The organism is Pseudobacter ginsenosidimutans (genome assembly GCF_007970185.1).
GTDB lineage: Bacteria > Bacteroidota > Bacteroidia > Chitinophagales > Chitinophagaceae > Pseudobacter > Pseudobacter ginsenosidimutans.
On record NZ_CP042431.1, the window covers coordinates 266,476 to 278,772 of the forward strand.

Sequence of the window (12,297 nt, forward strand, 5' to 3'; positions counted from 1 at the left end):
GTAGTGTTGATCAATCAAATTGAAAAGGCTGTATCGATGATCTCTGCCTGTTCCTGTGCATGCACTTTGGCATAACCGGTAGCAGTAGCCGCACTTGGCTGACGGCTGATCACACCATAGTTGATGCTGGTCAGGTTCATTTTCAGGAAGCTGGCCGCGCCCATGTTCAGCGGCTCTTCCTGAACCCAGAACCAGGTAGCCTTGCTATATTTCGCATACAGGGCTTCCAGTTGTTTCAGTGGCAGCGGATACAATTGCTCCAGGCGGATGATGGCCGTATCTTTCTTACCTTCTTTCTGCTGACGGTCCAGGAGATCGTAGTAGATCTTTCCACTGCAGAACAGCACTTTGGTTACTTCATCTGCATTCACAAAGGTATCATCGATCACTTCCCTGAATCCTCCGTTCAGGAACTCATCCATTTTGGAATAAGTGCCGGGGTGACGCAGGTTTGCCTTGGGAGCGAAGTTGATCCATGGTTTGCGGAATGGCCATGCCAGTTGCCTGCGCATCGCGTGGAAGAAGTTGGAAGCGGTAGTGATATTGGTCAGTACCATATTCAGTTCAGCGCCCATTGCCAGGAAACGCTCCATACGGGCGGAACTGTGCTCGGGGCCCTGTCCTTCATATCCGTGGGGCAGCAGCATCACCACACCGTCCATGCGGTTCCATTTCTGCTCACCGGCAGAGATGAACTGGTCGATCATGGTCTGTGCGCCATTGCTGAAATCTCCGAACTGCGCTTCCCAGAGCACGAGGCTGTTGGGATTGGCTAACGCGTAGCCGTATTCGAAACCAAGCACAGCGTATTCGCTGAGCAGGGAATTGTAGATCCTGAATTTTCCGGTAGCGCCGGGGATATTGCTGAGACGGCTGTATGACTGATCGGTATTCTCATCTCTCAGTACAGCATGACGGTGAGAGAAAGTACCGCGACAAACATCCTGTCCGCTCATGCGAACATCGTTGCCATCCACCAGCAGGCTTCCGTAGGCAAGAAGCTCGGCTGTGGCCCAATCCACTTTTCCTTCTTCAGTGAATAGTTTGATCTTGTCCTGGATGATCTTCTCCACTTTCTTCAGTGGCTTGAAGTCTGCAGGCCAGGTCATGAGTGCGTCGAATATTTTTTTGAAGTTCTCCTGGTTGATAGCTGTATCAGGGCTCTGATCGAAATCTTCGGGAGTTGCCTTACGCAGGCTCTTCCACCAGAGCTCAGGTTGCTGATAATGATATGGAAGAGGATGTTGTTTTACTTCATCCAGTCTTTCCTGGAGATCGCTCCAGAATTTCTTTTCCATTTCCTTCGCCAGGTCTTTGGCATCGGCCTCACCATTCTCCAGCAGGAAGTTGGTATACACTTCACGTGGATTGGGATGTTTATCGATCAGCGAATACAGTCCGGGTTGGGTGAACTTCGGATCATCGCCTTCATTGTGACCATGTTTACGGTAGCACACCATATCGATGAAGAAATCTTCATTGAATTCCTGGCGGTAGCGGATGGCGATCTCTGCGCATTTCACTACTGCTTCGGCATCGTCTCCGTTCACATGCATCACCGGGGCCTGGATCATGGCGGCGAGGGAAGTACAGTAGTCGGAGCTTCTTGCATCATCGAAATCGGTGGTGAAACCGATCTGGTTATTGATCACGAAGTGAAGCGTACCACCGGTATAGTAACCTTTAAGGTCGCTCATCTGGGCCACTTCATATACAACACCCTGACCTGCGATACTGGCATCGCCGTGGATCAGGATGGGGAGGATCTTGTCGTAATCGCTTTCGTAAAGCACATCGGCTTTTGCACGAGCGAAACCTACAACTACAGGGTCAACCGCTTCCAGGTGGGAAGGGTTGGGCATGAGTTTAAGGTGGATGGTTTTGCCGTCTGGTGTATTCACTTCACTGCCGTAGCCGAGGTGATATTTCACGTCGCCGGAGCCCATGGTCTGGTCCATTTTTGCAGTGCCTTCAAATTCGCTGAAGATCTGCTCATAGGTTTTGCCCATCACATTGGCCAGTACATTGAGGCGTCCGCGATGCGCCATACCGATCACCACTTCCTGTACACCACCTTCTGCAGCGGAGTTGATGATGGCATCCAGTGCGGGAATGGTGGTTTCGCCACCTTCCAGCGAGAATCTTTTCTGACCAACATATTTGGTATGGAGGAATTTCTCGAACATAACGCCCTGGTTCAGTTTTTCCAGGATGCGTTTTTTCTGCGGAAGGCCGAGTGGCTTCGCAAAATTCCTTTCCATTTCATTGGTGAGCCAGTCCACCTTTTTCTGGTCGCTGATGTATTTGAATTCGAGGCCCACGTGATTGGCATAGGTTTGCTGCAGGTGGGCAAGAATGTTCTTAAGCGTGGTAGTGCCCAGTCCGATAAGGTTACCGGCCTGGAAGGACTTATCGAGATCCGCATCGGAAAGGCCGTAGAACGACAACTCCAGGTTGGCGCCGCGATCCTTGCGTGGGCGGATAGGATTGGTTTTGGCAATGAGATGCCCCTTGTTGCGGTAACCGAGGATGAGGCGGTATGCACCGACTTCTTTCTTCCAGTCGATACCAGCACCTGCAGTTCCTGTCTCAGTGGCTACGCCATTGGCAGCGTGTCCGTTAGAGCCGGCTTTACCTTCAGCTACAGCAAAATCAAAACCTTCGAAAAATTTTCTGAACTCGGGATCTACACCTTCTGGGTTTTTCAAAAAATCCTGGTATAGGCTCTCAATAAAGGCAGGATGAGAGTTAGTGATATACGAAAAGTCCTTCATGAAGAAGCGGTTGAATCTAAATGTTTAAAATTCGGGCTACAAATATAACCACGATTGGTCTGATTAACAGGAGATCAGGTTATTTTTTGCATTAAAGTTAGGGCAATAATCAGGCCGCGGGCTGAAATGGCCGCTGGTGTGACATTTCAGCAGATTTGGAGCTCTGATCGATGCCCCCGATATTAACAAAGTCAGAAAGCGGAAAGTTTTGACGCAGGTTTGATCTGACCACGAATTGTACAATGCAATGCCTGGCCATTTTCACGGCTGTACAATCTTCAGGCGCCCGCTGCCAAAGGTTTCCGGTTGACTGTTCCACAGAAAGGGCAGGAAATTTCTGCCCCGAACAACATTTTTTGATTACCTTTGCCGCTCATTTATCACCCGGTAAATGGCTAAGGATCTGAAGTTTGGATCTTAATCCCGGATCGGTTCCGGGGAAAAGCCCAACAACTTTTTATTAAACTTGTTTGGTTAGTATCCCTTCAACTCTTACCTTTGCCGTCCTTAATTTTAGAAACGAAATGGCAAATCATAAGGCTACCAAAAAAGATGTGCGTCAGGCCGCAAAACGTCGCGAAAGAAATAAATATTACGGAAAGACCACCCGCAATGCAATCCGTGACCTGAAGGCATTGAAAACAGGTAAGGAAGCCGGCGAGCAACTGCCTGAAGTGGCATCTATGATCGACAAGCTCGCAAAAAGAGGCATCATTCACCGCAACAAAGCAGCGAACCTGAAAAGCAAGCTCGCCAAGAAGGTGAATACTCTGGCAAAATAAGCTATCGAACGTATTTTAATATACCAGTCCCGCTGACAAGGCGGGACTTTTTCGTTTTCCACCAGCCCCTCCTCTTCCCTTCCCTATTTACTACCCTTCGGCATTTTTTCCGCACCGCCTTTCCAGCGCTTTACTATTTTTATTGTCCAACCCGGTTAACTATGCGAAAATCTGCTTTACTCATCGTCACCTGTATTATTTCACAATTGATCATGAGCCAAACCATCACTACAACTTTTGAAGCAACTGATGGAAAAGAAACACCCACCTATTCCCAGATCATTGCCTGGTGGAAGCAGCTCGATCAAAAGTTCGCTGAAGTCAGCATGCTCACCATGGGCCCCACAGATGCCGGCTTTCCCCTGCACCTCGTGATCCTGTCAAAAGACAAAGACACCAACCTGGCCAGCCTCCTCAAAAAGAACAAGCGCGTTATCCTCATCAATAACGGCATCCACCCCGGCGAACCCGATGGCATCGACGCCAGTATGCTGCTGGTCCGCGACTATATTACCGGCAAACATCAACTGCCTTCCAATGTAGTGCTTGCCATCATTCCGGTTTACAATATCGGGGGATGCCTCAATCGCAGTGAATACTATCGGGTAGACCAGGAAGGCCCAACAGCTTTCGGTTCCCGCGGCAATTCACAAAACCTCGATCTCAATCGTGATTTCATCAAATGCGATTCCAAAGAAGCCCGCTCCTTCGCGGAGATCTTCCATGCCTGCGATCCGGATGTTTTTGTAGACAATCACGTAAGCAATGGCGCCGACTACCAGCATATCATGACGCTCCTCAGCTCGCAGCATAATAAGCTCGGCGGCGCCATGGGAGAATTCCTGCACAAGACTTTCGAGCCAGCCTTATACAAAGAGATGAAGGAAAGAAATTTTGAAATGGTGCCATATGTGGACTTCGCCGGTAAAACTCCGGAAGAAGGTCTCAATGCCTATTTCGATGGGCCACGCTACAGCAGCGGCTTTGCCACGCTCTGGCATAGCTTCGCCTTTGTGCCGGAAACACATATGCTCAAGAGCTATCCGCAACGTGTGGCTGCCACTTATGCGCTCATGCAATGCTTCATCAACTTCACATCCAAACACAGCGAACAGATCAAAACAATCAGGGAACAAACGAAAAAGTCCACCATCACCCAATCTGCCTTCCCTATCGCCTGGGAGGCTGACAAGCAGGTGTCCATACCCGTTACTTACAAAGGATATGGTTCAGGTATGAAGACCAGCGAAGTATCCGGACTGCCCCGTTTGTATTACGATCGCAGCCAACCCTGGACCAAGGAAATTCCCTACTTCCATCAATACAATGTCAAGACCACGATAGAGAAGCCCAAAGCATATATCATTCCACAGGGCTGGTGGAAAGTGATCCAACTGCTGAAACTGAACCATATCAAAATGCGCCGGCTTACCAACGACAGCACTGTGAATGTGGAAGCCTACCGTATCGAAAGCTATACTGCTTCTCCCCGCCCATACGAATCTCACCATAACAATAGTGAGGTAAAAGTCAGCAGCCGCAACATCACCAAAACTTTCCGAAAAGGCGATTACTATATACCGTTAGACCAGGCGGGCAACCGTTTCCTGGTGGAAGTGCTGGAACCGCATGCGCCGGATTCCTATTTTGCCTGGAATTTCTTCGATGGCATTTTATCGCAGAAAGAAGGATTCAGCAGTTATGCTTTTGAAGACAAGGCAGCAGATTACCTGAAAGAACACCCGGAGCTGAGAACAAAACTGGAAGAAAAAAAGGCCGTGGATACGGCCTTTGCGAAAAGCGCTTACACGCAACTCGATTTCATTTTTAAAAATTCACCTTACTATGAACCGGGACATATGCAATACCCCGTATTCCGTGTATTGAAATGACATGCAAGGCTGCCAGCCGCTCATCCCCCAACGTGCGACTGGACAGCGTCTCACATTATTTATGATCACCAGGTTGGTATACACCAGGTTTTGGTCCGTTTGAACGTACAAACCTGTTCCACATATTGATGGCAATAACCGCCATGGTTATCTTGCCAATTTCATCCTTGCTGTAATATTTGTTCAGTTCGTCGTGGATATTATCGGCATTCTTGTTGGCGGGTAAATAAGTGAGCTCTTCTGCAAATTCCAATACCGCTTGTTCCTGTGGCGTGTAGTAAGGAGTTTCCCTCCAGGCTGGTAAGGAATACAAACGCTTCGCATCTTCACCCGCCACGATCGCATCTTTATAATGCATATCGATGCAATAAGCGCAGCTGTTGATATAGGAAACACGGAGCTTGATCAGGTGGACCAGGGAATGATCGAGGCCGGAATGATCTACAAAACCCTGAATTCCTGCCAGTGCAGCGTATGCTCCCTTGGGCAATTCGCTATAACTAATACGTTCCATATGATAATTATTTACTTGTTTGATATAATAACAAACAAGCATCCCGGAACGTGACAAGTTCTATAAACTTTCCTGTAAGATTTTGAGTTTGTCAGGATTACGCATGAAGTAAACATTCAGCAACTGGCCATTTTCGATCACAAAGACCATGGCCGTCACCAGTTCATCGCCCTGATAATAAAAAAGTGCAGGCTGGTGGTTGATCTCTTTTTGTACTTCGCGAAACTGAGCATAATATTTATGCTTGATGGCCATAAGGAGTTTGGCCACATTTTGGATACCGGCCACAGGGTTCCTGAACGCCACAGCTTTTCCACCGCCATCGGAGATCACAACGATGTCTTTATGCAACAGTTGTTCAAGCTTAGAGGTATCGCCATTACGGATCACTTCCATGTATTTGGAAACGTAGTCGGCAGGAACGGTAGAGTCCGCTTGCGGAGCGGGCTCGCGGAGTTTTGATTTGGCGCGGCTGAGCAGTTTTCGACTATTCTCTACTGTGAGATCAAGCGCCTGAGCGATCTCCTCATGCTCATAATCGAATGCTTCTTTTAGTATGAAGACGGCCCTTTCTTTTGGATTGAGTTTTTCCAGGAGCACCAGGAGGGAATAACTCAACACATCTTTTTTATTGAGGATGGTGTCAGCGGCATCGGTAGCTACCATTTCCGGCAACCATTCGCCCGGGTAGCTGTCGATCAGTTGCTGCTGGCGGTTCTTCAGATTGATGGCCAGGTTGATGACGGTGCGAACAAGATAGGCTTTCTTGTTTTCGATATGCTCCGTATTGGCCTGCATGAATTTAAGATAGGCATCCTGCACGATGTCTTTCGCATCGTGCAGGGAGCCTAAGATATTATAGGCGTACGTGGTCAATAAAGGTCGTAACGCGTCTGTCAATTTCTAATTTATTGCGTCACCCTGATGGTGCCTGCGCCATGATAGCTGTGGAATTCTCCGTTGTACATGGCATCTGCACTTACAGGGCCCATATGGAATACGCCCGGTGAAACGGCGCGCACTGCATAGTAATAGGTTTGTCTTTGACTGTAAAGATCCACAAAGAGATTGATCCTGTCGTCACGCACATCCAGCGCAGTAGGCGTTGATGCATCTTTGATCCAATCCATTCCGGGGATCTCTTTCGTACGTGGGTTCTCGATCTCGAATCCGGCAGGGATCAGGTCGGATACTGCAATGTTCTCGATAGAACCTGAATAAACTTTCTCCAGTGTGATCTTCACCACTACCAGGTCGTTCTGTTTGAAAGTATTACCGCTCACTGCACGGCCATAGCGATCATAGAAGCTGCGGCGCACGCGGATGAAATTATCTTCTTCCTTGTAAGTACCGCTTACGCTGATACCTTCACTTTGCCAGAAGTAATACAATCTGCCTTCGCCTTTTGTTACGATCTCCACATTTGTTCCGCCAAGTTGTGCAGCGCTGAGCCTGATAGCGCCATTCTCGTTCGTCTTGCCCACTACTTTTCCGTTCACTTTCACTTCAGCCACTGCAGTGGATTTGTTAGCGGCTTTCGCCATTTTACCCAGTGCGATAAAGCTGAATGCACATTCCTGTGTGCTGTACCAGCTGCGCGCTTTCATCAGGTTGGCAACATGACCGGCCATCACTCCTACCTGTGCATTACCCGGATCGGCATCTATCAATGCGCTGAGCGCAATGGCCTCATCGCGAATATCGGAGTAGAAGCTGCCACCAGTCTGTGCTACGGAGACCTCACCAGAAAATGAGCCCGGCAGGAACTCTTTGAATTTGGCTTTATCACCTGCAATGGCATAGGCTACCGAAAGCAGGTATTTGGAATCCAGGCTCAGCAATTGCGGATTGGATTTGTAATAGTTCATCACCGGTACATTGGGCTTGCCAGCCAGGGCCAGTACATATAAGGAGTATGCCACTTCTTTCGGAGCGATCTTTTTCTTCTGGCTCTGATTATAATAGTATTCGATGGTTTCCCTGTTCTTCAGTTTGTTGTTGACATAGCCCAGCACGCCACTAAGCACATTCTTGTTCACATCGAATCCCGCTTTCTGCGCTTCCACCAGGAAGTGCGCAGCATATACACTTGTCCACCAGTTCTCGGTTCCTTCTCCATCCCAGAGAGTGATGGCGCCTGAATACAATTGACGGAGCTTGATCTTGCGGATCGCTTCCAGCACATTGTAATTGGCGTTGGATTTTGCCACACTGCTCTTCATTTGCATTTGCTCAGCAAGATCGCTGTAATACAATTGCGGGAAGGCGGCAGATACCGTTTGCTCGGTACATCCGTAAGGATATTGCACGAGGTAGCGGAATTGTTTGCCGAGATCGAGCGCCGGTGAGCGATTGATCACGAGCGAATAATCCGTACTGCCCGGCATGAAATCATTGAGCGGGATATTGAGGCGTTGTACATTGCTGTTCAATATGGATCCGCTTCCTGTTTGCACTTGCAATGGTGAAGCAGGACGCACACTGATCTCGGTTTCGTCGGAGAATTTCTCCCCCAGTCCCTGCACATCCACGCGCACTTTGCCCACATTCACACTGGGCGCAGCCACTACCTGGAACACTGCCCTGTTCTCGCTGTTGGCGGCCAGTGAAACGCTCTGGCTCTTATCGCCCACCACTTGTAAAGGACCGCTCACACTGAGTGTGGCAGAAGCAGTAGTGGCTTTGGCGGTGGTATTGGTGATCACCACGGGAACGGTAACTGTATCTTTTGGTGTGAGGAATCTCGGTAATGCAGTGCTGAGCACGATCGGATCAGCCACTTTCATATTGGATTCACCACTACCGAAACTTTCATTCTTATAAGCAACAGCCATCAGTCTCACTTCACCACTGAATTGAGGCAGATCGAATTCGAAGCTGGCTTCACCACTTCCATCGGCCTGTTTGATACCACTCCAGTAAGAAACGATCTTCACGCGTTTGGCCGGCATGGGGTTGGTGCGTTTGTTCATGTCCATTTCTCCGTCACCACCGGTACTGCTTAAGCGCGATCGCAGTTCGGGGAAGAGTAATGGATAGAGATCATATGCATTCACTTCCAGTGCGCGGTTCGCATAGAAGTGACCGTAAGGATCGGGTGTTTTGAAGTCGCTCACCTGCAATACACCATTGTCAACGGCGGCCAGCGTGACCATACTACCTGGTGCAGCTTTCACTTTTATCACCTGGTGAGTGCGGCTTCTGACGGCCTGCGGCGCTTCGATCTTCACAGGGATCTTGCGGCTCGCCTCTTCCACGCGCAGGCTCTGGAAGCCGTGCGCCACGGTGAGCGGCATATCACTGATCTCATGCGGCTTGATGAGCGTGGCTGTTACATATACGTTGGGCAGGTGCTCGGCAGTGATCTTGAGATCAACGGAGGCTGTCCTGTTTTCTACATTTACATATTGATGCGAGATCACATGATCTGTTTCCATGGTCACCAGCATCCGGCCGCTGAACGGTGTTTTGAAAAGCACTTTCGCGCTCTCGCCGGTCTGGTAGCTGGTTTTGTCTACGGCGATATCGATATTACCTTCTGTATCCACTTCAAAAGAGGTATTGTCGCCACCCCAGAAACCATAACTGTAAAAATCTTTGCTTACATAGGCCGATGCACCGGGGATGGATATACGCAGTTCGTAGTTGCCCGGAGAACGCGGTGTATAATTATAAGAAGCCTGATCGCCGGTTACAGAGATCTGCTGATCGGCCACGATCTTATCATCACGTTGTGAAGTGTAACGGAAATAATCGCCGTCTTTGGTGAGTACGGTCCTGTATTCTTTCTTGATCACTTTCACCTGCGCTTTGGCACCGCTGAGTACGTTCTCGTTTTTATCCAGTGCAATCAGCGGGAAGCGGATCGCCTGGTTAAGCGGATAGTACCAGTAACCATCTCCACCAATTCCGAAGAACTGTGATTGAGTAAAGATATCTGTGCTGGTGATCTTGCTCACCGGTCTGCCGGTTTCGTCAAACACAGTGGTGTAAAAGGTTGCCTGCAATACGCCGGCATTCAGGAACATGTCGGGAACGGAATAGGACACGGATGCTTTGCCATCGCCATCGGTACTACCTTCCTTCACATCCTTATCCATGGACACACCGATATTCTGGATACCGAAATCATAGTTCCTGTATTTCTTCGGACTGAAATATTTCGATCTAACCTGTATTTCTGCTTCATACTTCCTGTTGGCTGCAGGAGGTCCGAAGAAATTCTGGGCATTGATGGCCAGGTTGGTGGTCTGACCAGGCGCCAGCGGTGATTTATCCAGTGTGGCATTCACCTTGATCCTGTCCGGAACAAACTCTTCGATATTGAAAGCCTTGCTGCCGAGCAGTACATCATTGCTGGTGTATACCTCCAGTACATAGTTACCTGTAATGGCGGAAACTGGCATTTCGATATCACCTTCCAGCGATCCCTGGTTGTTGAGGGATTTGCGGAAGCTCTTCATCTCTTTACCATTCGGCATGAGGAATTTCAGCTTCACCGGAAGTTCGCCCGGAGATTTCCATTGACGATCGCGGATGATCACGGAGAAATTCACTTTCTCACCCGGACGGTAGATATCGCGCTCGGGATAGATGAAAGCATCCAGTCCGGTGCTGTTGGTGCGTTTGCCACCCACTTCGAAGCGGGATGTATTTACTGCTGTTGTATTGAAAGGAAGGAAGTTGAAATCTTCTGCTGTTTTCGCAACGATCATTGCGGGTCTGAAACCGGCAAACTCTTTCCTGCTCAATGCAATCTCGGCAACACCTTCCGCATTGGTAGCAGCAGTACCGAGCACCTGGTTATTGTTTCCGTAAGCCACTACGTTCACGCCATTCACGGCCTGTGCGGTTTGAATGGAATTGGCGAACACGATGATCTTGCCATTACCTTCTTTCGCAATCAGACCGAGATCCGATTTCGAGATCAGCCTGCTATCGCTCACCCAGTAATCAGTACCGGAGCGGATCATGATATGGTAGATGCCTTTGAATTCCGGCAGCCTGTCTTCGATATTGAAATTGAAAAGACGGCTATTGCCGTATTTCGGGAGTGATCTTGTTTCGATCTCCTTTTCATAGATGATATCACCCATGGTGAGATTATTGGAATAATCTGCATAGTAATAATCATCCTCTTCACTGTAACCACCGCGGTTCTGCGGATAGTATCCATAGCGTTGTGCAATCAGGATATTGCTCTCATAAATTTTGGAGATGGTCACTTTTACTTTCTGCACGTTGGTGATGCGTACTTCGATATTCTGATTGCCTTTGGACGAAAGGTACATGCCTTTCTTATTGGTGAAGCTCACGCCGGGCTCCAACTCACCGAAAGCCACATTGCCATCGAATTGCTCGCGGAGTGTACCGCCGATGCGGCCTTTCATGCCTTTGAGCAAAGTGATGGTGTAAGATTTATCGGCATTGAACTCATCGCTGCTAATGGAGAAGCCGTCATCGGTTTGCGCTACCGTGAATTTCACGGCTGGATTGAACTTGATGGAAGCAGCGAGGTTCGCCATCTGGATCTGTTGGCTGGTGCGCACATACACGATACCACCTGAGCCATCATGTTCGGCTGAAACATCGTTCACTGTTAAGTTATAGGGAGATGGAACGAAGATATTGTTCTCGATCACGGCAGCCGTTCCGTTGGAACCACCTTCGGGTACCAGTCCTTTATCGAGCGCCAGTTTTATTTCCAGGTCCTTGTCTTCCATTTTCAGGTTCTGCAGTTTCAGGCTGATGCGACTGTCGTTGCTGAGCGTGATCACGGAATAGTTCACCGGGTTTCCACCCAGTGTGAGTTTCAGTTTATCCTTTATGGTGTTGGGATTCACCAGGTAATTGAAATAGAGATCCACCTGCGGGGTTACGGAAGTATTGCCATCCACTACCCAGGTAACATTGGAATTGTCCAGTTTGAGTGATGGCGTGGAGAACTTCACATCGGCCTTACCTATGCGTCCGAGTTTAGAATATTGCAGGAGATCATTTTGCAGGGATGCGGTAAAACTGGTAGCCGGCGGTAATGGTTGCGCAGGAGAGAACACCAGTTGGTCCGGTCCTTCCCAGCGGAAGCGGCCTTGAATTTTGGGAGAGAAGGAAACGTATTCTGTGGAATCCCAGCGGTTGAGCAGGGAATCGGGAACCAGGGATTTGTCGAAACGGAATACAAGGTTGCCGAGGGGCGTCACTTCATCTTTTGCATTGGTATAATCAAGATTCACGACGCTTCTGTTACAGGCAGCCAGCAAGGTTACCAGCAGCAGGGTTGTAACTACTGACAAGAGGTTACGCATATAGGTAAGAATTAAGGGCCAAAAATATGT

6 protein-coding genes are annotated in these 12,297 nt (G+C 48.9%); 2 read left to right on the forward strand and 4 right to left on the reverse strand.

Translation table 11 applies throughout. The features are described from left to right. Positions 1-14 precede the first annotated feature (14 nt). A complete protein-coding gene (locus FSB84_RS01110) occupies positions 15-2,774 on the reverse strand; it encodes a 2-oxoglutarate dehydrogenase E1 component (RefSeq protein WP_130543407.1) in 2,760 nt (919 codons plus the stop codon). Between the two features lie 524 nt (positions 2,775-3,298). Between FSB84_RS01110 and rpsT the strand changes: the two genes are divergently transcribed. Together rpsT and FSB84_RS01120 are read left to right on the forward strand one after the other, a co-directional pair. Continuing rightward, positions 3,299-3,556: a 30S ribosomal protein S20 gene (gene rpsT / locus FSB84_RS01115; protein WP_130543406.1), complete on the forward strand. Its 258-nt coding sequence runs from the start codon at positions 3,299-3,301 to the stop codon at positions 3,554-3,556. 161 nt (positions 3,557-3,717) lie between these two features. Beyond that, positions 3,718-5,448: a M14 family zinc carboxypeptidase gene (locus tag FSB84_RS01120; RefSeq protein WP_130543405.1), complete on the forward strand. Its 1,731-nt coding sequence runs from the start codon at positions 3,718-3,720 to the stop codon at positions 5,446-5,448. 55 nt (positions 5,449-5,503) lie between these two features. Here FSB84_RS01120 and FSB84_RS01125 read toward each other — a convergent pair whose 3' ends face one another. Genes FSB84_RS01125 through FSB84_RS01135 form a run of 3 tightly spaced genes read right to left on the reverse strand, consistent with a single transcriptional unit; the run spans position 5,504 to position 12,267 of the window. Continuing rightward, a complete protein-coding gene (locus tag FSB84_RS01125) occupies positions 5,504-5,962 on the reverse strand; it encodes a carboxymuconolactone decarboxylase family protein (protein WP_130543404.1) in 459 nt (152 codons plus the stop codon). A gap of 60 nt (positions 5,963-6,022) precedes the next feature. Continuing rightward, positions 6,023-6,862 (reverse strand): sigma-70 family RNA polymerase sigma factor, encoded by an 840-nt coding sequence (locus FSB84_RS01130; protein WP_130543403.1) that lies wholly within the window; start codon positions 6,860-6,862, stop codon positions 6,023-6,025. Positions 6,863-6,870: 8 nt separating this feature from the next. Continuing rightward, complete coding sequence (locus FSB84_RS01135) at positions 6,871-12,267, reverse strand: alpha-2-macroglobulin family protein (RefSeq protein WP_130543402.1); 5,397 nt, start codon at positions 12,265-12,267, stop codon at positions 6,871-6,873. Positions 12,268-12,297: the final 30 nt, after the last annotated feature.

Excerpts from the sequence above, each read along its gene's own strand:
- rpsT (WP_130543406.1), top strand. The coding sequence starts at position 3,299 with ATGGCAAATCATAAGGCTACCAAAAAAGATGTGCGTCAGGCCGCAAAA.
- FSB84_RS01125 (WP_130543404.1), bottom strand. The coding sequence starts at position 5,962 with ATGGAACGTATTAGTTATAGCGAATTGCCCAAGGGAGCATACGCTGCA.
- FSB84_RS01120 (WP_130543405.1), top strand. The coding sequence starts at position 3,718 with ATGCGAAAATCTGCTTTACTCATCGTCACCTGTATTATTTCACAATTG.
- FSB84_RS01110 (WP_130543407.1), bottom strand. The coding sequence starts at position 2,774 with ATGAAGGACTTTTCGTATATCACTAACTCTCATCCTGCCTTTATTGAG.
- FSB84_RS01135 (WP_130543402.1), bottom strand. The coding sequence starts at position 12,267 with ATGCGTAACCTCTTGTCAGTAGTTACAACCCTGCTGCTGGTAACCTTG.